Genomic DNA, 23622 nt, shown 5'->3' with positions numbered 1-23622 from the left:
GTATAATAGACTTATGAATCTAAAAGTCAAACAAAAAATTCCATTAAAAATCAAGCGTATGGGGATTAACGGGGAAGGAATTGGTTTTTTCCAGAAAACCCTCGTTTTTGTTCCAGGAGCCCTCAAGGGAGAAGATATCTATTGTCAGGTGACTTCGGTTAAGCGTAACTACGTTGAGGCTAAACTGCTTGAGGTTAATAAAAAATCTAAGTTTCGAGTGGTTCCAGACTGTACTATTTATAATGAGTGTGGTGGTTGTCAGATCATGCACCTTCATTATGATAAGCAGCTGGAGTTCAAGACAGATCTTCTCCATCAAGCTCTGAAGAAATTTGCCCCTGCTGGCTATGAAAACTTTGAGATTAGACCAACTATTGGTATGCAGGAACCCAAGTATTATCGGGCTAAACTGCAATTCCAAACTCGAAAGTTTAAAGGCCAAGTTAAGGCGGGATTATATGCTCAAAATTCGCATTATTTGGTCGAGTTAAAGGACTGTCTTGTTCAAGACAAGGAGACACAAACAATTGCTAATCGCATTGCTGAACTCTTGACTTACCATCAAATTCCGATTACAGATGAACGGAAAATTCTTGGAGTTCGGACCATCATGGTTCGTCGAGCACGGAAAACTGGGCAAGTTCAGATTATCATTGTGACCAATCGCCAATTGAATTTGACTCAATTTGTGAAAGACCTAGTCAAGGATTATCCTGAAGTAGTGACTGTCGCAGTCAATACCAATACTGCTAAAACTTCTGAGATTTATGGGGACAAGACAGAGATTATTTGGGGGCAGGATAGTATACGTGAGGGTGTTTTAGACTATGAGTTCTCTCTTTCGCCTCGAGCTTTCTATCAGCTTAATCCTGAACAGACTGAAATTCTCTATAGTGAAGCCGTTAAGGCCTTGGACGTGACTGAGGACGACCATCTGATCGATGCCTATTGTGGTGTTGGGACCATTGGTTTCGCTTTTGCTAAAAAAGTCAAAAGTTTGAGAGGGATGGATATTATTCCAGAAGCCATTGAGGACGCCAAAGAAAATGCTAAGCGTATGGGTTATACCAATACTCATTATGAAGCAGGGACTGCAGAAGAAATTATCCCTCGTTGGTACAAGGAAGGCTATCGTGCAGATGCCTTGATTGTGGATCCGCCACGTACAGGTTTAGATGATAAGCTCTTGGATACCATTGTCAAATACGCTCCTGAAAAGATGGTTTATGTATCTTGTAATGTGTCTACCTTGGCGCGTGATTTAGTCCGTTTGGTAGAGGTCTATGACCTGCATTATATCCAGTCCGTTGACATGTTTCCACACACGGCTAGAACAGAAGCAGTGGTCAAATTAACGAGGCGCAAGCCAGCTTTCAAATAGAAATGGCAACTGGAAAGTTTTTGAAAAGAAGACTTCTAGTTACAGAGTAAGATTTGCAAGCTATCTATAAATATGATAAAATAAGTAGAAAATAAAATGAAAAAAGAGGTATGTGAAATGTCACGTAAACCATTTATCGCTGGTAACTGGAAAATGAACAAAAACCCAGAAGAAGCAAAAGCATTCGTTGAAGCTGTAGCATCAAAACTTCCTTCAGCTGATCTTGTTGAAGCAGGTATCGCAGCTCCTGCTCTTGACTTGACAACTGTTCTTGCTACTGCTAAAGGTTCAAACCTTAAAGTTGCTGCTCAAAACTGCTACTTTGAAAATGCTGGTGCTTTCACTGGTGAAACTAGCCCACAAGTTTTGAAAGAAATCGGTACTGACTACGTTGTTATCGGTCACTCAGAACGTCGTGACTACTTCCACGAAACAGACGAAGACATCAACAAAAAAGCAAAAGCAATCTTTGCTAACGGCATGCTTCCAATCATCTGTTGTGGTGAGTCACTTGAAACTTACGAAGCTGGTAAAGCAGCAGAATTCGTAGGTGCTCAAGTTTCAGCTGCTCTTGCTGGATTGACTGCAGAACAAGTAGCTTCATCAGTTATCGCTTATGAGCCAATCTGGGCTATCGGTACTGGTAAATCTGCTTCACAAGACGACGCACAAAAAATGTGTAAAGTTGTTCGTGACGTTGTTGCTGCTGACTTCGGTCAAGAAGTAGCTGACAAAGTACGTGTTCAATACGGTGGTTCAGTTAAACCTGAAAACGTTGCTGAATACATGGCTTGTCCAGACGTTGACGGAGCTCTAGTTGGTGGTGCATCACTTGACCCAGAAAGCTTCTTGGCATTGCTTGACTTTGTAAAATAAGCCTTAAATATCTGAGACAGACAGTTCCCTCTCTCGAGGTTTTGGCTGCCTGTCTTCTTTTTAGTAAAATGGCGTGCGAAAGCACGCTCTTTTCTGCATTTTAGAAGAAAAAGAAAGGAGAATTATGCTTTATATTTGGTCTTATCTCAAACGCTATCCCAAGTGGTTAGTGTTAGACTTTCTCGGGGCAATTTTCTTTGTCATTGTCAATCTAGGTTTACCAACAGTTTTGGCCCGCATGATTGACCAGGGAATCAACCAAGGTGACCAGGATAAACTCTATTTTTGGGCCGTAATCATGTTGGTTATTATCGTCTTGGGAACATTTGGACGGGTTGTTCTGGCTTATGCTGCTAGTAAATTGACCACGAATATGGTTAAGGACATGCGCAATGATGTCTATGCTAAGTTACAAGAGTATTCTCATCACGAATATGAACAAATTGGTGTGTCTTCACTAGTTACTCGTATTACCAGTGATGCCTTTGTCCTCATGCAGTTTGCGGAACAAACGCTTAAGTTGGGTGTTATCACTCCCATGATGATGCTGTCGAGTATTCTCATGATTTTCTTGACGAGTCCTTCACTAGCCTGGATTGTCGCTTTTTCTGTTCCATTTCTAGCTGTAGTAGTCCTTTATGTGGCGGTCAAAACGCGTCCCTTATCTGAAAAGCAACAGAAAACTTTGGACAAGATAAACCAGTATGTCCGTGAAAATTTGATGGGGCTACGAGTGATTCGAGCCTTTGCTCGTGAAGACTTCCAAGAAAACCGTTTTGAAGAGAAAAATGCAATCTATGCGGATAATTCCAATCGTTTGTTCAAATTAACTGGTTTGACAGAACCGCTATTTGTGCAAATCATTATCGCTATGATTGTGGCTATCGTTTGGTTTTCCCTTGATCCACTGAAGCATGGAAATTTGCAGATTGGGGATTTGGTGGCCTTTATCGAGTATAGTTTCCATGCTCTCTTGTCCTTCCTTTTTTTGTCAAACCTCTTTACCATGTATCCACGTACTGCCGTATCTAGCGAGCGCTTGAAGGAAATCATGGATATGCCGATTTCCATTGATCCAAATGAGGATGGAGTTCAAGAGACAGAAACTCATGGATATCTAGAATTTGATAATGTAACCTTTGCCTATCCTGGTGAAACAGAAAGTCCTGTCTTACACAACATTTCCTTTACTGCTAAACCGGGAGAAACCGTTGCTTTTATCGGTTCAACTGGTTCAGGTAAGTCTACTCTGGTTCAATTGATTCCTCGTTTTTACGATGTTACGCTAGGGAAAATTAAGGTCGATGGTGTTGATGTCAGAGATTATCGACTCAAATCTCTCCGTCAGAAGATTGGATTTATTCCACAAAAGGCCTTGCTTTTTACTGGAACTATCGCAGACAATCTCCGTTACGGGAAAGAGGATGCCAGTCATGAGGACTTGCACCAAGCAGCTGATGTAGCCCAAGCCAAAGACTTTATCGAAAGTCGAGAAGAAGGTTTCGCAACGCATCTGGCTGAAGGCGGAAGCAATCTATCAGGTGGTCAGAAGCAACGCTTGTCGATTGCCCGCGCAGTCATCAAGGGTCCAGACATCTACATCTTTGATGATTCCTTCTCGGCCTTGGATTACCGTACAGATGCAATCTTGCGACGTCGTCTCAAGGAAGTGACGCAAGATGCTACGGTATTGATTGTTGCGCAACGTGTTGGAACTATTATGGATGCTGACCAGATCATTGTCCTTGATAAGGGTGAAATCGTTGGTCGTGGCCGTCATGAAGAATTGATGGAAACCAATGACATCTATCGAGAAATTGCTGAGTCGCAGCTGAAAAATGCGTCTCTGACAGAAGAATAGGAGGTAAAGGATGAAACAACAATCTAGTCTAGCTCGTCTATGGAGCTATTTAAAAGCCTACCGTTTCTCTGTTTTCTTTGCAGTCTTCTTGAAAATAGTCAGCGTCATTATGAGTGTTATCGAGCCTTTTGTATTAGGGCTTGCTATCACAGAATTAACCAGCAATCTTCTTGCTATGGCAAATGGTGTTGCAGGAGCGGCTATCAATACCAGCTATATCGCAGTAATTCTAGTGATTTATCTCTTGCGTGGGCTTCTCTATGAGTTGGGGTCATATTATTCAAACTACTTTATGACCAATGCGGTGCAGTCTATGATACAGGATTTGCGAAATGAAATGAGCGAAAAAATCAATCGCATTCCTGTGTCCTACTTTGACAAGCACCAGTTTGGAGATTTATTAGGTCGTTTTACCAGTGACGTTGAAACTGTTTCAAATGCCCTTCAACAATCTTTCCTACAGATTGTCAATGCAGTCTTTACCATTCTTTTTGTTATGGGAATGGTCCTCTATCTAAATCTTCAGTTGGCTATCATTGTTATCTTGTCGATTCCAGTGACTTATTTTGGAGCTAAAACGATTCTAAATCGCTCGCAACCATACTTTAAACAGCAGGCAGCCATTCTAGGTCGTATGAATGGATTTGTGCAGGAAAACTTGACAGGTTTCAATGTCCTCAAACTTTTTGGACGCGAAGAAAAATCTCAAGAGAGGTTTGAAAAGATTACGGATGAATTGCAACAAGTTGGATTCAAGGCTAGCTTTATTTCAGGTTTGATGATGCCTGTCCTTCATATCGTGTCTGATTTAACTTACTTAATTGTTGCAGTATTAGGTGGTTTGCAGGTTATTGCAGGCCGCTTAACCATCGGTAATATGCAGGCTTTCGTTCAGTATGTGTGGCAGGTCAGTCAACCGATCCAAAATATCACTCAATTAGCAGGACAAATGCAAAGTGCCAAGTCTTCACTTGACCGTGTCTTTGAAGTTTTGGATGAACAGGAAGAAGTTCAAGCTGCTGAAGTAAAAGAACTAGCACTATTGACAGGTCAAGTTAGCTTCAAGAATGTCGATTTCCAATATGTGGAAAATAAACCATTGATTCGCAATTTCAACTTAGATGTTGAACCTGGAGAGATGGTAGCTATCGTGGGACCTACTGGAGCAGGTAAAACAACCTTGATTAACCTTCTTATGCGTTTTTACGATGTGACAGCTGGTGCAATTTTAGTGGATGGGCAAGATATTCGTGACCTGTCTCGTCAGGACTACCGTCGTCAGTTTGGGATGGTCCTACAGGACGCCTGGCTCTATGAAGGCAGTATCAAGGAAAATCTTCGCTTTGGAAATCTTGAGGCAACAGATGAGGAAATCGTTGAAGCTGCTAAGGCTGCCAATGTTGACCACTTTATTCGTACCCTTCCTGGTGGCTATAACATGGAAATGAACCAAGAGTCAAGTAATATTTCTCTTGGGCAAAAACAGTTGTTAACTATCGCGCGTGCACTCTTAGCAGATCCCAAAATTCTAATCCTTGATGAAGCGACATCATCAGTCGATACCCGCTTGGAGCTCTTGATTCAAAAGGCCATGAAGCGTTTGATGAAGGGAAGAACAAGCTTTGTTATCGCCCATAGACTTTCTACTATTCAGGAAGCGGACAAGATTTTGGTGCTGAAAGATGGACAGATTATCGAACAAGGAAATCATGAAAGTCTCTTAGCTGCAAAAGGTTTCTATTATGACCTTTATCAAAGTCAATTTTCTAGTAAAAACAGAGAAAATAGCTAGGATAAATAGCCACTCATTTTCTTAAATTATCAGTCAATTACAACTTTTTTAATATGGGTTAATTTTCTTGCTTTTGTCTACTAGGTGTAGTATACTGAGGTAGTAATCAATAAATATGGTTGCAAAAATAATATTATGAGGTGAGAAAAATGGTAGAATTGAAAAAAGATGCATTAAAAGACGTAACAACATTATCTAAATCAGCGCCTGAAGCGCTAGCAAAAACAAAGGAAGTGCTTAACCAAGCAGTAGCAGACTTGTATGTGGCTCACATTGCCCTTCACCAAGTACACTGGTACATGCGTGGTCGTGGTTTCCAAGTATGGCATCCTAAGATGGATGAATACATGGATAGCCTAGATGGTTACCTTGATGAAATCAGCGAACGCTTGATTACACTTGGTGGCAAACCATACTCTACTTTGACAGAATTCCTTCAACACAGTGAAATCGAGGAAGAAGTTGGAGAATTCCGTAATGTAGAAGAAAGTTTGGAACGTGTTCTTGAAATTTATCGTTACCTCATCACTCTTTTCCAAAAAGCTTTGGATGTAACAGATGAAGAAGGTGATGATGTAACCAATGATATTTTCGTTGGTGCTAAGGCAGACCTTGAAAAAACTGTCTGGATGATTGCAGCAGAATTGGGACAAGCACCTGGTTTGTAAGATACTCTATTTTGTCAAAAATCCGTAGAAAGTTTCTACGGATTTTTTCTATTTCGGAGGGCGTTCCAAAACAGTCTTTTTTCAAGATTTTTGATAAAATAGAACTATCAATAAAAAGGATGAAAGCATGACTAAGAAAATCGTAGCCATCTGGGCCCAAGATGAAAAGGGTGTAATCGGAAAAGAGGATCGCTTACCATGGCATTTGCCAGCAGAGTTAAAACATTTTAAAGAAACAACCTTGAATCATGCCATCTTGATGGGACGTGTCACCTTTGATGGGATGGGACGACGTTTGCTTCCAGGACGTGAGACTCTGATTTTGACGCGCAATCCTGAAGAGTCAATTGAGGGTGCTCTGGTTTTCCAAAATGTTGAGGACGTTTTAGACTGGTATCAGAACCAGGATAAAAATCTCTATATTATTGGAGGCAAGCAGATTTTTCAGCTTTTTGAACCATATCTCGATGAGATTATTGTGACACAAATCCACGCTCAAGTTGAAGGGGATACTTATTTCCCGGAAGATTTTGATTTGACTGTTTTTGAGACTCTTGCAAGCAAATCTTATGCTAAAGATGATAAAAATGCCTATGATTTCACCATCGAATATAGAAAGAGAAAGGAAGTCTAATGGAGCGCAGTATTTTTGGATTTTTTACAGCTCTTTTGTGTGCTGTCTGTCTTGTAGCTGGAACACACGCTTTTCGTAAAAAGCGCTTTGGACTTGCTACTCTACTTTGGCTAAATGCCTTTACAAACTTGGTGAATAGCATTCATGCTTTTTATATGACCTTATTTTAGATAGAAAAATCATTTAGAACGGAAGGGAATCATGCCTACTAATAGGAAAAATGATATGATGGTTTATTGCTCATTTTGTGGCAAAAGCCAAGAAGAAGTTAAAAAAATAATCGCTGGGAACAACGCCTTTATCTGTAATGAATGTGTGGAGTTGGCCCAGGAAATTATTCGTGAGGAGTTGGCTGAGGAAGTCTTGGCAGACTTGTCTGAAGTACCAAAACCAATCGAACTCTTAAACATCTTGAACCACTATGTAATCGGTCAAGATCGTGCCAAACGTGCCTTGGCAGTGGCTGTATATAACCACTACAAACGCATCAATTTCCATGACACTCGTGAAGAGACAGAAGATGTGGATTTGCAGAAATCAAACATTTTGATGATTGGTCCAACTGGTTCAGGGAAGACTTTCCTTGCTCAAACCCTTGCTAGAAGTTTGAATGTTCCTTTTGCCATTGCTGATGCAACAGCTCTTACTGAAGCTGGTTATGTCGGTGAGGACGTGGAAAATATCCTCCTCAAACTCTTGCAAGCAGCTGACTTTAACATCGAACGTGCAGAACGTGGAATTATTTACGTAGACGAAATCGACAAGATTGCTAAGAAGAGCGAGAATGTGTCTATCACACGTGATGTTTCTGGTGAAGGTGTGCAACAAGCCCTCCTCAAGATTATCGAAGGAACTGTAGCTAGCGTACCACCTCAAGGAGGACGTAAACATCCTCAACAAGAAATGATTCAAGTGGACACTAAGAATATCCTCTTTATCGTGGGTGGTGCCTTCGATGGCATCGAAGAGATTGTCAAACAGCGTCTTGGTGAAAAAGTTATCGGCTTTGGACAAAACAACAAGGCTATTGACGAAAACAGCTCTTATATGCAAGAAATCATCGCAGAAGATATTCAAAAATTCGGAATTATTCCTGAGTTAATTGGACGCTTGCCTGTCTTTGCAGCCTTGGAGCAGTTGACTGTGGATGACTTGGTTCGCATCTTGAAGGAGCCAAGAAATGCCTTGGTCAAACAATACCAGACCTTGCTTTCTTATGATGATGTAGAGCTTGAATTTGACGACGAAGCTCTCCAGGAAATTGCAAACAAAGCCATCGAACGTAAAACGGGTGCGCGTGGTCTTCGCTCAATCATCGAAGAAACCATGCTAGACGTTATGTTTGAAGTTCCAAGTCAAGAGAATGTGAAAACAGTTCGTATCACAAAAGAAGCAGTTGACGGAACGGCTAAGCCAATTCTAGAGACAGCCTAGAGGTGACTATGGAAATCAATACACACAATGCTGAGATTTTGCTGAGTGCAGCCAACAAGTCCCATTATCCGGAGGATGAACTTCCTGAGATTGCTCTTGCAGGTCGCTCAAATGTTGGAAAATCAAGCTTTATCAACACCATGCTTAATCGTAAGAATCTAGCTCGTACTTCAGGAAAACCAGGAAAAACACAACTACTCAATTTCTTTAATATTGATGATAAGATGCGCTTTGTAGACGTTCCTGGTTATGGTTACGCCCGTGTTTCCAAAAAGGAACGCGAAAAATGGGGTCGTATGATTGAGGAATATTTAACTACTCGAGAAAATCTACGGGCGGTTGTTAGTCTCGTTGACCTTCGTCATGATCCGTCAGCAGATGATGTGCAGATGTACGAATTTCTTAAGTATTATGAGATTCCTGTCATCATTGTAGCGACAAAGGCAGACAAGATTCCGCGTGGAAAATGGAATAAGCACGAATCAGCTATTAAAAAGAAATTAAATTTTGATCCAAGCGATGATTTTATCCTCTTTTCATCCGTAACAAAAGCAGGAATGGATCAAGCTTGGGATGCTATTTTAGAAAAATTGTGAGGAATACAAATGGCAAAAACAATTCATACAGATAAAGCTCCAAAGGCAATCGGACCTTACGTTCAAGGAAAAATCGTTGGCAACCTTTTGTTTGCTAGCGGTCAAGTTCCACTATCTCCTGAAACTGGAGAAATCGTAGGAGAAACGATTCAAGAACAGACTGAACAAGTTTTGAAAAACATTGGAGCTATTTTAGCAGAAGCAGGGACAGATTTTGACCATGTTGTTAAAACAACTTGCTTCTTGAGTGATATGAACGACTTTGTACCTTTTAACGAGGTTTACCAAACAGCCTTTAACAAGGAATTTCCAGCTCGTTCAGCTGTAGAAGTAGCTCGTCTTCCTCGCGATGTAAAAGTCGAAATTGAAGTCATCGCAGAGATTGGATAAGCGAGTTGAAGTTTGGTTCTTCCAAACTTCTTTTGATATAAGGAGACAAAGATGACAAAAAAACAACTTCACCTGGTGATTGTTACAGGGATGAGTGGTGCAGGAAAAACTGTAGCTATTCAATCCTTTGAAGATTTAGGATATTTTACCATTGATAATATGCCACCTGCCCTCTTACCAAAATTTTTACAGTTGGTTGAGACCAAGGATGATGACCACAAGTTGGCCCTAGTGGTGGATATGCGTAGTCGTTCTTTCTTCTCAGAGATTCAGACTGTCTTAGATGAATTGGAAAATCAAGATGATTTGGACTTTAAAATCCTCTTTTTGGATGCAGCAGATAAGGAATTGGTGGCACGCTATAAGGAGACTAGAAGAAGTCACCCTCTGGCAGCAGATGGTCGTATCTTGGACGGGATTAAGCTGGAACGCGAACTCTTGGCACCCTTGAAAAATATGAGCCAAAACGTGGTAGACACAACAGAATTAACTCCTCGTGAACTACGTAAGACCATTGCAGAGCAGTTTTCAGATCAAGAACAGGCTCAGTCCTTCCGTATTGAGGTTATGTCTTTCGGGTTTAAATATGGCATTCCTATTGATGCTGACTTGGTATTTGATGTTCGTTTCCTCCCAAATCCCTATTATCTACCAGAACTTCGCAATCAGACAGGTGAAGATCAGGCCGTTTATGACTATGTTATGAATCATGAGGAATCTGAGGATTTCTACCGCCATTTGTTGGCCTTGATTGAACCAATCCTACCTGGCTATAAGAAAGAAGGAAAATCTGTTTTAACCATTGCAGTAGGTTGTACAGGTGGACAACACCGGAGTGTTGCATTTGCCAAACGACTAGCCACTGATTTGTCTAAAAATTGGCCTGTAAATGAAAGTCATCGTGATAAAGACCGAAGAAAGGAAACGGTAAACCGTTCATGAGAAAACCAAAAATTACGGTGATTGGTGGTGGAACCGGTATCCCTGTTATTTTAAAAAGTTTACGGGAAAGAGATGTTGACATTGCAGCCATTGTAACTGTTGCTGATGACGGAGGTTCTTCAGGTGAACTGCGTAAAAATATGCAGCAGTTGACACCACCTGGGGATTTACGCAATGTGCTTGTTGCCATGTCAGATATGCCAAAGTTCTATGAGAAGGTTTTTCAATACCGCTTCTCTGAAGATGCAGGTGCCTTTGCTGGACATCCACTGGGGAATATTCTCATAGCAGGGCTTTCTGAAATGCAGGGCTCGACCTATAACGCCATGCAATTACTGAGTAAGTTTTTCCATACGACTGGAAAGATTTATCCATCTAGTGATCATCCCTTGACCCTGCATGCAGTCTTTAAAGATGGTTCAGAAGTAGCTGGGGAAAGTCACATTGCAGACCATCCAGGCATGATTGACCATGTTTATGTTACCAATACCCTGAATGATGAAAAACCGCAGGCTAGCCGTCGAGTTGTCAATACAATTCTTGAGAGTGATATGATTGTCTTAGGGCCTGGCTCACTCTTTACCTCCATTTTGCCGAATATCGTCATTGAAGAGATTGGAAAAGCCCTTCTTGAAACCAAAGCAGAGGTGGCTTATGTTTGCAATATCATGACCCAACGTGGTGAGACTGAGCATTTTACAGATAGTGATCACGTAGAAGTCTTGCATCGTCATTTGGGTAGACCATTTATTGATACTGTGCTTGTTAATATCGAGAAGGTTCCAAGAGACTATATGGACACCAACCGTTTTGATGAGTATCTAGTTCAGGTTGAGCATGATTTCGATGGTTTGTATCAACAAGTTCCCCGTGTCATTTCATCCAACTTCCTACGTTTGGAAAATGGTGGTGCCTTCCATGATGGGGATTTAATCGTTGATGAATTAATGCGCATCATACAGGTGAGAAAATGAGTTTCACAGTAGCAGTAAAAGAAGAAATCCTAGGTCAACACCACCTGAGTCGCTATGAGTTATCAGCCATTATCAAGATGTCTGGAAGCGTAGGTTTGTCTAGTTCTGGCTTGACCTTATCCGTTGTTACAGAGAGTGCCAAGCTTGCCCGCCATCTCTATGAATCGTTCTTGCACTTTTATGGTATCAAGTCGGAGATTCGTCATCATCAGAGAAGCAATCTTCGTAAAAATCGGGTCTATACTGTGTTTACAGATGAACAAGTCCAAGAACTTTTAGCGGATTTGCGTTTGGCTGATTCTTTCTTTGGTCTGGAGACGGGAATTGATCCGGATATTTTAGAAGATGAAGAAGCAGGTCGTGCCTATCTTTGTGGTGCATTTTTAGCAAATGGGAGCATTCGAGATCCCGAGTCAGGCAAGTATCAGCTGGAAATTAGTTCAGTTTATCTGGACCATGCCCAAGGGATCGCTTCGCTCTTGCAGCAGTTCTTGTTAGATGCCAAGGTGATTGAACGAAAAAAAGGTGCAGTGACCTATCTCCAGCGAGCAGAAGATATTATGGATTTCCTGATTTTAGTAGGAGCTATGCAGGCGCGAGATACTTTTGAAGGTGTCAAGATTCTCCGAGAAACTCGAAATGATCTCAATCGTGCCAATAATGCAGAGACGGCTAATATTGCTCGTACGGTTTCAGCGAGTATGAAAACCATTAACAATATCAGTAAAATCAAAGATAGAATTGGCTTGGATAATCTTCCAGCAGACTTGCAGGAAGTTGCCCGTCTGCGTATTCAGCATCCAGACTATTCTATCCAGAAGCTGGCAGATAGTCTGACAAATCCACTCACCAAAAGTGGTGTCAATCATCGACTGAGAAAGATTAACAAAATCGCAGAGGAACTGTAAAAACCACGAATCGTATGATTCGTGGTTCTTTTCTTATAGACTTGTAGAGTGTTTTGGTTGAACTTTTTGTTCTGGGTCAATGTAGTTAATGGCATTGTTGACAGCAGTTGGTGCTTCCCCAAGACCTGTCGCAATTAAGTCAATCTTACCTTCGTAGTAGCAGCAGTCACCAATAGCGTAAATTCCAGCTTGGCTTGACTCCTGCTTACTATTGACGATAATCTTGTGACGGTTAAGGTCAAGTCCCCATTTTTTAAGATTACCTACAGAAGATTTGAAGCCATAGTTGACAAAGAGATGATCGAGTTCAATGCTTTCTGCCTCCTCGGATTTAACTTTTGTGATTTCAAGCTTGTCTAAAGTTTTTCCATCTCCAAGAAGCTGACTTGGCACAAATGGTGTTTTGACAGTCACAGAAGACTCTTGCAAGGCTTGGACGCTATGCTCAAGAGCACGGAAGTTATCGCGACGATGCACAAGTGTAGTTGGAGCAATCTTTTCAAAAGCTAAAGCCCAGTCAACGGCTGAGTCACCACCACCTAGGATGGTTATCTTCTGACCAGCGTATTGTTGAATATTAGAAACGTGGTAGTGGATATTGTCATAGCCTTCAACACCTTCTAATTCGAGTGGACGTGGTTTGAAAGCACCTCCTCCCATAGCAATAATAACGGTTTTAGAAGTATGATTTCCCTTATTAGTTGTAATCTTAAAAACATCATTCTCTTTTTCAATCTCAAGAACAGTTTCATTGAGGTGAACAGGCGTCTCAAACCCTTCAAGTTGTTCCAAAAGGCGGTTAGTCAATTCTTCCCCTGTGAGGTTTGGAAAACCTGGAACATCGAGAATTTGTTTTTCAGGATATAGGATGGCAGGTTGACCACCTAGTTGAGGAAGAGAATCGATGATTTGTACTTTGGCTTGACGAAGGTGAGCATAAAAGGCAGCGAAAAGACCGACAGGTCCACCTCCTACAATGGTGATATCATATAGTTCAGACATGGTTTCTCCTTAATTCATTTCTATCATTTTATTCTATCATATTTTCTACCAAATTGTGATAAAATGCTTAAAGTCCCTGATATAGCTATTTCTTGGATAGTAGGGATTATAATTTGTGGACTTTTTTAGGAACTTTTTAAATTTTCGAGGACTTTTTCAAAAATGGAAACAGTCCTTTTTTTGCTATCTTTTGATAAATGACTGTATGTGTCCATAGTCATTGAAATTTTAGAATGGCCTAGTCTTGTTTGAATTTCTTTATACCCTATACCAGCATTTAGTAAGATACTAGCATGTGTATGGCGAAAAGCATGAAAACTTAGACGAGGACAACCAGCGCTTTGTAAATGTTTCTCAAGTCTAAAACGGAGTCCTCCAGCTTCTCTGTAATTATCAAAAGTATTAGGGAATACTTTTTCAAAAGTCATACCTATTTCTTTCCCTAATTGTGCTTGCCTGTTTTTATATAGGCGAAGCATAAGCATTGTTTTATTATCCAAGTCAATTACTCTTATGCTTGATTTAGTCTTAGGGCTTGTAATTTCTTTTGTCATGGTTAGAGTTTTAGTAACTTCTAATGACCCGTTTTTTAAGTCAATATCAGACCATTCCAGGGCTAGACATTCACGGATACGCAAACCAGTAGCTAAAAGCGTCTTATAAAGCACCGTGTCATAGAAATTTTTGTAAGTATTAGGTAACTGATCTAGATAAGCTAAGAATTTTTTTAAATTCTCATCATCAAGATATTTCAATGTCTTTTCTTCTTTTGGCTTGCACCGTGGAACAATGATATCACTAGCTGGATTTGTAGAAATAACTTGTAATGAGACGGCATAAGACATGATACGCTTATTTAAAGCGTGTAAGTGGTGGTATTGTTGATACCCTTTTCCAAGTTGGTTGTATTCTTTAGCCCATTGGTTGACCTGGTGTTGAATGATGGCAGGGGTTATTCTGTCAAGTTTATAATCTCCAAAAGCTGGTAGTAGGTACTTTCTTATATTGGTTTTTGTTCCTACTAGGGTGCTCTGCTTTACGGTATGGGAGTAATTTTCTAGCCAAAGATCCGTCAATTCTTGATATGTGGTAACTTTAACTACTTTTGTGACAGTTGAACCGTTTTTTTCAAACTCTACTTTGGCTTGTATAGTCTTTGCTTTTATTTCCTTCTTCGTTCGGGCTGATATGGTCGTCTTGACCTTCTTACCAGTCACAGAATCAATGCCAAGATAGATACTAGAGCGGTAGACTGTTGATCCGTCTTTTTTCGTGTGTTGTGTAATTTTCATGGGTTTAACTCCTTTTCCATCAGCAGGCAAGCAATTAGAAAAGGTTTTGAGTTTATGCCATGCGAGGAGCTACGAGAACCCCTCTATTTTCGATTTTAAGAGGACGGATAGTAAAATATACCAGAATAGGAAACAAGGTTATATAGAGCTTGTAGAGGCGTTAAACTTAATTAGTGAAAAATCCTAATCAAAGTATTTATTAATTTTTAATATTTGTAAAAAGGCTCATTGATTACAGCTCGAAACAAAGCACAAAAGGAGCTTCGTTAGAGGCTCCTTTTGGTAGGTCGCTACTGCAACCATTCATAAGATTAAATTAAGCTTAATCCATTTGAAGCCATTTGTCAACTTTAAATTGATATTTTAAGTAAGAAGACTGGAGTAACTTTAGAATTTAAAACTATTTAAGCGAAGTTTGTCAATATATCTTCTTCTTCTAAAAATTTAGTATGAGGCAACAGTAAAATTTTTGCTTTGGTATTTTCTTCAAAGATTGCCTTTGTTTCTACCATTTTTTCAAACTTATGACTTGTGTCATCAATAAGTGCAACATATTCTGCATTATGTTTATGATTTTGGAGAATTCTAGTATCCATTGCAAGTAATTTTGCTCTGTTAAGATCATTACCATTTGAAATAGTTCTAATCAATTTTTCGTTTTTCCGTGTAGGGATTGTAAAATCAAATTGAACTGTAATTCCTTCTTTACCAGAAAACGAAGTTCTGCTTGTAAAAAATACTTCTCTTTTTCTTAAAATTTCCTCGACTTCATCATGGAAAATATTCTTTACATTTTTATCTTTTAATACAATCATATCATTTACTTGCATGATTGTTTGAAGAAGACGTTGTTTAGCTAGAGGAAATTTTTCCAAGCTAGTAGTTATACAAAGTTCGTTATTATTTAACTCAGTGCCTAGACTACTCACAATTGTGTTTAGAATATTGTTTTTATGTAAGGTTCGGCCGTTTAAATTTACGCCGTGACTTTTTAGGTTGTTGATAGTCCAGCCGTCATCTGTTAAGGTAACTCGACCATTGTTCAAGAATTCAGCATATAGAATGATATGGTCAAAATCGTTATCTAAAAAAGGAGTACTGATTTCAACAGTATGATTGTCAAGGTCAGCGAAGCGATACTCTTTCATAAGCCAGTCGAAGTATACTTTTTTCAATGTGTTGGACTTATTCATTATCTTTCTCCTTTCTTATATTTGTGTATGATATAAATTCCGTAAATACATCTATTATCTGATTTACATTAGGGAAGTTAGAATCTTTCAAAGGTATTGCAATGGAATCTCTCTTGTCGTGTTTATTGGAATAGATATGTATATGACTACCAATAATAACTTTTCCATCAGGATTAATGTGTCTGTTCGATGGATGAATGTCAACTCTAACTATGTGGTCGTGAAAATCTTTTAGTCGAAGATGTATGCTGAAACGTTCATTGTTTAATCTACCTCGAAAGATATGAAGAATATATTGGATATCATCATCGTCAATTATAGTCTCGTCCACTTCTATTTTACCAAACATTGCGGAAATGGTGTTGTAAATCTGATCAAAAGTTAGCTGATTTTTAGGATGTTTTAATCTATTTATAATTTCTTGCACTTGTGCATCATCTAAGTTTGAATAATTCATTTTATCTTTCTTTATAAATACTTATGTTTTTCTTGTTGTACAAAATAAATTCTGGAATTACTATTTTAGCAAGTAAAGTATATTTTTAATTTTTATCTTTGTTCCGACTTGTCACTTTAAGGGTATAGTCATTGTATTCTTCTTGTAATTCACTAAAGTAATTTGGCTATATTTCAGCAAATGAAGAGAACTCATTATTAAATGTTAGGTGACTATTCTAATTATCTAAACAGAGAAAAGCTTAGATATCAGGAAAGAGTTTAGATAATCTTCTCAAAAACCATTGTGGCTTGAATACGGTCACCACCGCCTAGTCCTTTGCTTCCACCATTGGCGGTTGTGATGGTATGTAGGCGATAACCTTTTGAAGCTTGTTTATTGATAACATCTTCTAATTCTGTAAGGTTTCCTGATCCAGTACCGAAAAACTTTTCTTTCAAAGTTACCTGGAGGACAACGTAGTGTAGTCCATTTGCTCCAGATGCAGTAGAAAAACTACCTTCTTGTTTTACAGTGTCAAAAAATCCCATGGGGCTTACTCCTTGTTATACATATTTTTATTTGTTATTTATCTGACAACGATTTTAATAGGTTTAACACAATCTGTTTATCTTCTTCAGATAGAAAGATGAAGTTTACCAATAATTGAACCTCTTGAGGGTTTAATGTTCCAAGAGTAAATAGAAAATCATTAAGTTTTTGCTCTGCTTCATTAATAATCTTATCATCTGATAAGTATTTTTCTATGTCATGTTTGCTTAACTCATTAAAATTTGGAATGAGGCTTTTTAAAATTTCTTCACGATACCTATTTAGAAAATCTTCCCCTTTTAAAGTTAATAGATTTTCAGTACCATCAGCCATTTTTAATTCATAGTATGCTCTAAAAGCTTTTAAAAAGGCTTCATCTGAACCATCTTTTTGACTAAGCTCTTTTACTGATTCAACAAAATTATCTTCATAGCCTAATAAATAAGAAACACTTACTCCAAATATATCTGCTAATTGTTGAGCTTTATCTTGCTTCAGAGAAACATTTTCAGCATTTTCCCATCTAGATATTGTTAATTTTTTTACTCCGATTTCGTTAGCTAATTGTTCTTGTGTTTTTCCGTGCTCTTGTCTAAGAGTCTTAATGCGATTTTTCATAAATGCTACTACCTCAGTGTAATTATAGCATAAAATAAAAAAATATCAAAAAAGATAACAAATAAAATTATTTTCTGTTGACAAGTATCATTTATGATGCTATACTCTAACTATAAGTTATCAAAAATGATAACAAAAAGAAGGGAGAAATATCATTGCTTATTACCTCAACACAAGCAAAAGCGATTCGCCGAAAGCAGGCAGACAAGAAATTGACTGCAAAGCAAGCAGGCGAGGAAATCGGAGTTACACAAGTTACCTATCGAAAAATTCGAGACGGTGGTGAAGTAAAGCCGAGCATTTACCAAAAAGCCATGCAGTGGCTTGCAGAAGACTATTAGAAAGGAGCGAACCAATCACGATTTTAGTTTATATTTACAAATTTCTTGTATGGTGCTTTAGCACTGAAGATTGATTTATCAGACTAGCTAGCTATTCGATAGATTAAGATGCTTGCTACCTATGGCAGTATCAAGGATTTATAACGGTTTTGTCTCCTATCTCAATTAGTAAATTCATATGGTACTGTCTTAAGTGGCAAGCATGAGAAAAAAGCAGAAAGGAAACTTATTATTTAAGTGCAAAAAGTTTGATAATGGACAATAACGTAGAATTTGAAACAATTACTAACAGCAAGGGTTTTCCAATTCCCAAGCATTTCAAGGATTTTAAAAAGCTAGTTGAGAAAGACAGACAACTAGCCGAATATCTTTGTATGAACTATGAGACTTTGGATAGTGAAGACCTGGGCGCATTTCTTGAAACGGTGGAGCAGGGAATCAGCTGGATTATGGATCTTATCGAAAGTAAAGACTTGCTTTATAAGCCTAAGTCAGGGAAAAAAGCATGAAACAAGACAACAAAAAAAGTCACTTGCTCAAATTTTGGTCGAGGAGAGCAAGCAACTAGATGAATGGTATAGATATTTTTCTATACCTTGATTATAGCATAGAAAGACAAGGTACACAATGAGAAAACGACATCAAACAGTAAAATTCAAGGATATTGCTGAAAAATTGCCTGAACTTGAGGGCAAAAACTTAGAAGAAATCGCAGGAGTGTTAGGCTACCGTAACCTAGACAGTTGCAAGGTTAATCTTTACAATCTCAGACAAAACAAGCGACTAGGTTTTAAAGTAGAAAAAGGAGTTTACACTAAGTTTGAACTCTTGGACGATACTGTAAAAGAAGAACTGGAAGACAAGGAACTTGGGGAACGTGGTCGCTATTTGAAGAGTGTAGACCGCTACAAGGCTATGTTAAATGCCTTTTCTATTGCCTTTGATAGCACGGTTAAGGCAGAAACTAGACAAAAAGCAGAACATGACGGACTGAAAGCCTTGGATAGGATTCCAGATAAATACTACGCCCTACTTTATGACATGATGGAGAGCTAGGGATGGAAGAAAAGACACATTTTGCTAGATTCATGCGTAGAGGTATGGAATTAGCAAGGCAATTACATAGCAAAGAAATTCAACGTAAAGAATTTGATAGAGCCTGGAAAAGATTAGGCGATCAAATCGAAAACGAAACAAAGACAAACTAAGAAAACCGAAGAGCAGGCAAGCAATTAGAAAAGGTTTTGAAAAATGAGTGCTGACACGGCGACTCTAAGCACTTGTTTAGTAAAAATGTGGGTAATTACTCACGAAACATCACTACATGCGTCCGCCAACTAGGGGCAATCGCCCAGCGTTTGAAGTGGTGCTAATACTGTATAAGAAACGGCAAGAAAAAGGAATAGTAGACTATGACAGAAACAACATACGATATTATCGCTAAAAGCTTGGATAGAATTAGTATGGAATTACACCAAGCAGACGAAAACAATGATTTTTTAAGAATAGGACTCTTATCAGGACAATTAAAAGCTATCAAAGAAAATTTACACCGCTTACTTTGGATTGAACTTCCTGAATTGAATGAAAGCTATAAAATCGAGGCAGTCTCTAAAAGCACTACGGGAATGTTTTTCCACCCTGGTATTTTTGAAATGGATGCTATGCGACAAGCATTCTTTAAACGCCAAGCCAAGCACTTTTTTGACAACGAAGCAGAGCAACAGGCATATATAGAACATGCTGAAAAGGAGTATTTAGAGGCTACTATAACCTTGAAGGATATCATTTTTAAGTCTAAAAATGGGACTCATCAAGTGAATAAGGATTGTCTAGTAGAGAAGTTTGAAGAGGCAATGCAATGACACTAGACATAAAAAACATGACACAAACAGAATTTGATAACTTCATGGCTAATTTAAAGGTAAACAATCCGAATTTATTCCAGTTTATCGTTGATTTTATCAATAAAAAAGTAACCGTTCAAGAAGTTGAAGCTTTCCAAAAGATGGAGCCTGAAGTGCAACAGTTATACATCAAGAATTACAAAGCGAGGACATAAGATGAATGAGTTAAATTTAACCAACACACAGGCACTTATCTTTTCCGTGTTAATCATTGGTTTGTTGATTTATTTAAACCATCGAGACCGTAAAAAAAGCGTCCAGATTGAGCGAGAAAATAGACAGATGAAAGAGACACCTAGCGAGGATTTAAGCCCTGATTATGGGCGTTATATTCAGCTTGCAGGGGTTAAGCCGTGGAGGTGATGATATGTTTGAAAAGATGATTGAGGAACTCAAAACAAAAATATTAGAAGCTATCGAGCGTTATCTAAAAAGCCGTGAGAAAGTACCGCCTAGAATGCTTAAGTTGATGAATAGAAGTGAAGTCAAGCAAGAGTTAAAAATCAGCGACAATACACTAAGTAAGTTTGAGAGATTGGGCTTACGGCGCTATCAACCGCCCGATGAAGATTCAAGAATTGTATTTTATTTAGTGGATGACATTCATAAATTTATGGGGGTGGAAGAATGCGAGTGATCGAGTTGATTTTATCAGCTGAAAAATTAGCATTATTTGCCTTTCTCAAGTCTACCCCTACACAAGTTTGGAAGAATGGGAAGCACTATAAGTTTGTGTACTACGAGCCAGTAGGTGAGGGACTTACAGATTTTCGGTACAAAGGCTTATATGTAACTATCAGAGATGATAAAAGCCATAAGGAAGGCTGGGAGCTAACTAGATCATTGGAAATTGCTTTGGCTAGTCCTGACTTGCTGATGATCCTGAAAGATTTAGAGGTAAATAAATTGACAGAGCAACGGCAGGGGCTTGGAGTGGAGTTAAAAGGCTGGATTTTTGACCTGATTTGTAATGGCATTTATACCAGGTATGAGACTTCACTTTTTGTCCGATTGCTATTTGTGAATGGTTACAGTTTTAGTCAGCTGTTGGACTTGTTTTCTGCAATCGTTAAACGAAAAGAACTAGCCAGCTATTTCCTAGAAGTAGCAACAAAATTCTATAAGGAGGTGGCTTTTGAATAGCAATGATATTGTAAGTAAAATCATTGAGGAAGAGCAACAGCAAACGCCGCCTGACGTGGTGGACTTGACCCAAGCAAGAGAGACCAACGAGGAAAACAATAGCCTGAATCTAACACCTAAAACCAAGGGGAAAGGTTTTGCCATAACCTTGGACAATCTCAAGAAGATTTTAAGCGGAGATAGCAAGCTGAAGGGGGCGATACAGTACAATACATTCACTTATGAAATTGACGTGACAAAACCAACAAAATTGAACGGTAGAACCTTAAGCGGAACCATTGACGACTTAATTATTAGAGAGATTAGGGCATATATTGCTACAAAGTACAAGATAGATTATAAAAAAGGGGATATAGCTGATATTTTGGAAGTGGTGGCTGGAGAGCATAGCTACAACCCTTTAAAAGACTATCTGGAATCATGCGAAAGCGAGTATCAAAAGCTAGTGTATCAGCGAGATCCTTTTGATATTCTGAGGCATTATCTGAATATCAAAGATGACGAGTATAACCGTATTATCATGGACTTGTTTTTTCGTGGAGCGATTGCTAAGGTATTTGACCCCTCTATTAAGTTTGACTTTGTGCTGGACTTGACTGGACGGCAGGGAGTAGGAAAGACCCAATTTTTTGAGGGACTATTCACTCACAAGTATTTTACAACCGTTGAAACTTTCACAGACAAAGACGATAAGGCTAGAATGGTTAGAAATTGGTGTGTATTTGATGATGAAATGGTGGCCAGTAAAAAGGCTAGTTTTTCAGAGTTGAAGAAGTTCATCACCGAAACCAAACTAGAGTATAGACCGCCTTATGCTTCCAGTGATAGACGACTACCCAAGAATTTTATCATCGTGAGGGCTACTAATGATCATGATTATTTGAACGACTTGACAGGAGAAAGGCGCTTCCTGGTTGCAGAAGTCCATAAAGATAACTCCTATAAGGGCAGAAAATGGACGGAGAAAGACCGTAGAGCCTTTTGGGGTGCTATGGTGGTGGCTTGGAAGTCAAACAAGTCTCTAATGCTCACAGACGAGCATGAAAAGTTAGTAAATGATGTTAGAAGTCGTTACAAGTTTACAGATGAAACACTTGAGGATTTGGAACGTTATTTGGCCTTACCTTTTCCAAAAAACATGTACCATTACCCAGTTACAGATAGAACCAGGTATTATTATATTTATGACATGATGAACGAGGGCTATTTTAGAAATAGTGAAGGTGGAACTGTTGAACTTGATACAGATAAATATGGCGAATTGGTAGAACGTGACAAGATGACTATAAACCTATTTTTCCAAGAAGTCTATCTAACTGACAAAGCACCACCAAAGGATAAAGCAAAGGTTAAAAAGTATATGCAAAATAAAGAGGGATGGGAACACAAACGATCTTTGAAATTTGGAAAAAGCGTTAAACCTGGTTACTCAAAATATAAAAGGTAGTTAGGGTAGTCACTAACTCAAAAAATAACTACCTTTTAGAGGGGAGCTAGAGCCTTTAAACAAAAAGGATTTAGAAAAAGGGTAGTTTTTAAGTTTTTACTGACTACCCTATTAAACCCTTGATATTATTGACTTTTATGTTAAAAAGTAGTTATTTTACATTATTTATAAAGTAAATAGAATAAATAGATTAAAGGCGTTTATTATTTATTTTTTTTCGGAGCGAGGTGACTACCTGACTACACATTTTCTAAACCCTTGTGGCTGTAAGGCAGAAGTGGTAGTCACTAGATATTCAAAAATGACTACTTTTTTTGAAATTGAGAGAATGATAGTTAAACAGAATTAAAAATCATGTCATAAATTAGCAAAAATTAATGCCTAAATACTCTTCTAATTTAACACATTGAAAAAATGTAAATTAAAAAACGCAAAATAGACCTACCCCCCTGATACAAAAGGGATTGAGGGAATCCTTTGAATTTAACAGAATAGAAGATATGTTAAATATAACAGTAGTGAAATGAGGTGAAAATGTTAGAAAAACCAAGGATAAGAAACGAGACAGATAAAATTAACGACGGATACAAAAAAATATTTAACAAAGAATTGGAGAAGAAGATGAATGTAATTGAAAAAAATAAAAAGAAACTAGAAGAAGTACGGAACAAACAAGCGGAAGAATTAGCTGAAATCAGTGATTATTTACCAATAATCGAATCTGAAATTAGTTCACAGTATGAAGAATTGGCTGCTGCTGAAGACAACATGGATGCTGAATCTTACACCAAAATTGAAGAAAAGATTTCCGTATTAAATAAAAAACGAGAAATGTACAAAAAACGTCTTAGTAGCATTGAAAATAAGAATTATATTTCTAAAGAACAGACGCAAAGTATTGAGGATGAAATCCGTGATTTTATGAAAAAAGAAGATGATAGATTATTTAAAAATGCTAGTAGTCTTCTTAAAGAACTTGAAGATCTTTATACAGAATGCAATAATTTAAGAAATGAAGCTGAGAACACAATCCGTGACTTACAAACAAACTTTACCACTAAAGGCACTACAGGATTTAATTTTTATTCCTACGAAATCAGAGGCGATAATCTTCGTGATGCAATGAATTGCTTCAAGGAGTTTGAAGCGTATAAATTGATTTTAAACTACAATAAAAAATAATAAAATCTTCAATAGAAATATAAATGTATAAGAAACTCACAGCTGAGAGTAGG

Annotated in this window: 30 protein-coding genes; 24 read left to right on the top strand and 6 right to left on the bottom strand. The window is 38.3% G+C overall.

Annotated features, from left to right (window positions below; all coding sequences use genetic code 11):
• Nucleotides 1–13: 13 nt before the first annotated feature.
• The 13 genes from rlmD (at nt 14) to whiA (ending at nt 12456) form a co-directional block, all read left to right on the top strand.
• Nucleotides 14–1381 carry a 23S rRNA (uracil(1939)-C(5))-methyltransferase RlmD gene (gene rlmD, locus ADH31_RS08910; RefSeq protein ID WP_049510259.1) on the top strand — a complete coding sequence of 456 codons (1368 nt, stop codon included), beginning with the start codon at nt 14–16 and terminating at the stop codon, nt 1379–1381.
• Between the two features lie 117 nt (nt 1382–1498).
• A complete protein-coding gene (gene tpiA / locus ADH31_RS08905; protein ID WP_049510258.1) occupies nt 1499–2257 on the top strand; it encodes a triose-phosphate isomerase in 759 nt (252 codons plus the stop codon).
• Between the two features lie 124 nt (nt 2258–2381).
• On the top strand, nt 2382–4118 hold the full coding sequence (locus ADH31_RS08900; protein WP_049510256.1) for an ABC transporter ATP-binding protein: 1737 nt from the start codon (nt 2382–2384) through the stop codon (nt 4116–4118).
• 10 nt (nt 4119–4128) lie between these two features.
• A complete protein-coding gene (locus tag ADH31_RS08895) occupies nt 4129–5910 on the top strand; it encodes an ABC transporter ATP-binding protein (protein ID WP_049510254.1) in 1782 nt (593 codons plus the stop codon).
• Nucleotides 5911–6059: 149 nt separating this feature from the next.
• Nucleotides 6060–6578 carry a Dps family protein gene (locus ADH31_RS08890; protein ID WP_049510252.1) on the top strand — a complete coding sequence of 173 codons (519 nt, stop codon included), beginning with the start codon at nt 6060–6062 and terminating at the stop codon, nt 6576–6578.
• Nucleotides 6579–6705: 127 nt separating this feature from the next.
• Complete coding sequence (locus tag ADH31_RS08885; RefSeq protein ID WP_000162497.1) at nt 6706–7212, top strand: dihydrofolate reductase; 507 nt, start codon at nt 6706–6708, stop codon at nt 7210–7212.
• Nucleotides 7212–7382 carry a hypothetical protein gene (locus tag ADH31_RS10125; protein ID WP_000442255.1) on the top strand — a complete coding sequence of 57 codons (171 nt, stop codon included), beginning with the start codon at nt 7212–7214 and terminating at the stop codon, nt 7380–7382. The genes ADH31_RS08885 and ADH31_RS10125 overlap by 1 nt, the downstream gene beginning before the upstream one ends.
• 31 nt (nt 7383–7413) lie before the next feature.
• Nucleotides 7414–8646, top strand: a complete 1233-nt coding sequence (gene clpX, locus ADH31_RS08875; protein ID WP_007555413.1) for an ATP-dependent Clp protease ATP-binding subunit ClpX — start codon at nt 7414–7416, stop codon at nt 8644–8646.
• A gap of 8 nt (nt 8647–8654) precedes the next feature.
• Nucleotides 8655–9242 carry a ribosome biogenesis GTP-binding protein YihA/YsxC gene (gene yihA / locus ADH31_RS08870; protein WP_000405195.1) on the top strand — a complete coding sequence of 196 codons (588 nt, stop codon included), beginning with the start codon at nt 8655–8657 and terminating at the stop codon, nt 9240–9242.
• Between the two features lie 9 nt (nt 9243–9251).
• Entirely contained in the window at nt 9252–9632 is a 381-nt protein-coding gene (locus ADH31_RS08865) for a RidA family protein (RefSeq protein WP_001140424.1), read from the top strand.
• Nucleotides 9633–9683: 51 nt separating this feature from the next.
• Nucleotides 9684–10574, top strand: coding sequence for an RNase adapter RapZ (gene rapZ / locus ADH31_RS08860; RefSeq protein ID WP_000163050.1), 891 nt, complete (start codon nt 9684–9686; stop codon nt 10572–10574).
• Nucleotides 10571–11548, top strand: a complete 978-nt coding sequence (locus tag ADH31_RS08855; protein WP_049510251.1) for a YvcK family protein — start codon at nt 10571–10573, stop codon at nt 11546–11548. The genes rapZ and ADH31_RS08855 overlap by 4 nt, the downstream gene beginning before the upstream one ends.
• Nucleotides 11545–12456 (top strand): DNA-binding protein WhiA, encoded by a 912-nt coding sequence (whiA, locus tag ADH31_RS08850; protein WP_049510249.1) that lies wholly within the window; start codon nt 11545–11547, stop codon nt 12454–12456. The genes ADH31_RS08855 and whiA overlap by 4 nt, the downstream gene beginning before the upstream one ends.
• Nucleotides 12457–12489: 33 nt before the next feature.
• Here whiA and ADH31_RS08845 read toward each other — a convergent pair whose 3' ends face one another.
• The 6 genes from ADH31_RS08845 to ADH31_RS08820 form a co-directional block, all read right to left on the bottom strand.
• Nucleotides 12490–13458 (bottom strand): NAD(P)/FAD-dependent oxidoreductase, encoded by a 969-nt coding sequence (locus ADH31_RS08845; RefSeq protein ID WP_049510247.1) that lies wholly within the window; start codon nt 13456–13458, stop codon nt 12490–12492.
• Between the two features lie 125 nt (nt 13459–13583).
• Nucleotides 13584–14750, bottom strand: a complete 1167-nt coding sequence (locus ADH31_RS08840) for a tyrosine-type recombinase/integrase (RefSeq protein WP_049510246.1) — start codon at nt 14748–14750, stop codon at nt 13584–13586.
• Nucleotides 14751–15154: 404 nt separating this feature from the next.
• Nucleotides 15155–15943 carry a DUF1828 domain-containing protein gene (locus tag ADH31_RS08835; protein WP_049510244.1) on the bottom strand — a complete coding sequence of 263 codons (789 nt, stop codon included), beginning with the start codon at nt 15941–15943 and terminating at the stop codon, nt 15155–15157.
• Nucleotides 15936–16400, bottom strand: a complete 465-nt coding sequence (locus ADH31_RS08830; protein WP_049510243.1) for a DUF6978 family protein — start codon at nt 16398–16400, stop codon at nt 15936–15938. Before ADH31_RS08830 ends, ADH31_RS08835 begins: the two co-directional genes overlap by 8 nt.
• Nucleotides 16401–16660: 260 nt before the next feature.
• Nucleotides 16661–16930 (bottom strand): DUF4177 domain-containing protein, encoded by a 270-nt coding sequence (locus tag ADH31_RS08825; RefSeq protein WP_049510242.1) that lies wholly within the window; start codon nt 16928–16930, stop codon nt 16661–16663.
• A 34-nt stretch (nt 16931–16964) separates the two neighbouring features.
• Nucleotides 16965–17549, bottom strand: coding sequence for a helix-turn-helix transcriptional regulator (locus ADH31_RS08820; RefSeq protein ID WP_049510240.1), 585 nt, complete (start codon nt 17547–17549; stop codon nt 16965–16967).
• 155 nt (nt 17550–17704) lie between these two features.
• Here ADH31_RS08820 and ADH31_RS08815 point away from each other — a divergent pair, with 155 nt between their 5' ends.
• The 11 genes from ADH31_RS08815 to ADH31_RS08770 all read left to right on the top strand — a co-directional run bounded on the left by ADH31_RS08815 (nt 17705) and on the right by ADH31_RS08770 (nt 23569).
• Complete coding sequence (locus ADH31_RS08815) at nt 17705–17890, top strand: hypothetical protein (RefSeq protein WP_000909283.1); 186 nt, start codon at nt 17705–17707, stop codon at nt 17888–17890.
• 254 nt (nt 17891–18144) lie between these two features.
• Nucleotides 18145–18399 carry a hypothetical protein gene (locus ADH31_RS08810; protein WP_049510238.1) on the top strand — a complete coding sequence of 85 codons (255 nt, stop codon included), beginning with the start codon at nt 18145–18147 and terminating at the stop codon, nt 18397–18399.
• 118 nt (nt 18400–18517) lie between these two features.
• Nucleotides 18518–18946 carry a hypothetical protein gene (locus ADH31_RS08805; protein ID WP_049510236.1) on the top strand — a complete coding sequence of 143 codons (429 nt, stop codon included), beginning with the start codon at nt 18518–18520 and terminating at the stop codon, nt 18944–18946.
• 2 nt (nt 18947–18948) lie between these two features.
• A complete protein-coding gene (locus ADH31_RS10120; RefSeq protein ID WP_162837410.1) occupies nt 18949–19098 on the top strand; it encodes a hypothetical protein in 150 nt (49 codons plus the stop codon).
• Nucleotides 19099–19302: 204 nt separating this feature from the next.
• Nucleotides 19303–19755 (top strand): hypothetical protein, encoded by a 453-nt coding sequence (locus tag ADH31_RS08800; protein ID WP_049510234.1) that lies wholly within the window; start codon nt 19303–19305, stop codon nt 19753–19755.
• Nucleotides 19752–19952 carry a hypothetical protein gene (locus ADH31_RS08795; RefSeq protein ID WP_049510232.1) on the top strand — a complete coding sequence of 67 codons (201 nt, stop codon included), beginning with the start codon at nt 19752–19754 and terminating at the stop codon, nt 19950–19952. Before ADH31_RS08800 ends, ADH31_RS08795 begins: the two co-directional genes overlap by 4 nt.
• Nucleotide 19953: 1 nt before the next feature.
• The gene (locus ADH31_RS08790; protein WP_049510230.1) at nt 19954–20160 is read left to right on the top strand and encodes a hypothetical protein; all 207 of its coding nucleotides are present in this window, start codon (nt 19954–19956) and stop codon (nt 20158–20160) included.
• A gap of 4 nt (nt 20161–20164) precedes the next feature.
• Nucleotides 20165–20434, top strand: coding sequence for a hypothetical protein (locus tag ADH31_RS08785; RefSeq protein WP_049510228.1), 270 nt, complete (start codon nt 20165–20167; stop codon nt 20432–20434).
• A complete protein-coding gene (locus tag ADH31_RS08780) occupies nt 20425–20940 on the top strand; it encodes a hypothetical protein (RefSeq protein WP_049510227.1) in 516 nt (171 codons plus the stop codon). Before ADH31_RS08785 ends, ADH31_RS08780 begins: the two co-directional genes overlap by 10 nt.
• Nucleotides 20933–22387, top strand: coding sequence for a virulence-associated E family protein (locus tag ADH31_RS08775; protein ID WP_049510225.1), 1455 nt, complete (start codon nt 20933–20935; stop codon nt 22385–22387). Before ADH31_RS08780 ends, ADH31_RS08775 begins: the two co-directional genes overlap by 8 nt.
• Before the next feature lie 534 nt (nt 22388–22921).
• The gene (locus ADH31_RS08770; RefSeq protein ID WP_049510223.1) at nt 22922–23569 is read left to right on the top strand and encodes a hypothetical protein; all 648 of its coding nucleotides are present in this window, start codon (nt 22922–22924) and stop codon (nt 23567–23569) included.
• The last annotated feature ends 53 nt before the right edge of the window (nt 23570–23622 follow it).

This window comes from Streptococcus pseudopneumoniae, from assembly GCF_001072375.1.
GTDB classification, from domain to species: Bacteria; Bacillota; Bacilli; order Lactobacillales; family Streptococcaceae; genus Streptococcus; species Streptococcus pseudopneumoniae_L.
Note: the sequence above shows the minus strand (reverse complement) of the source record. Positions and strands in the feature narration are given on the sequence as shown.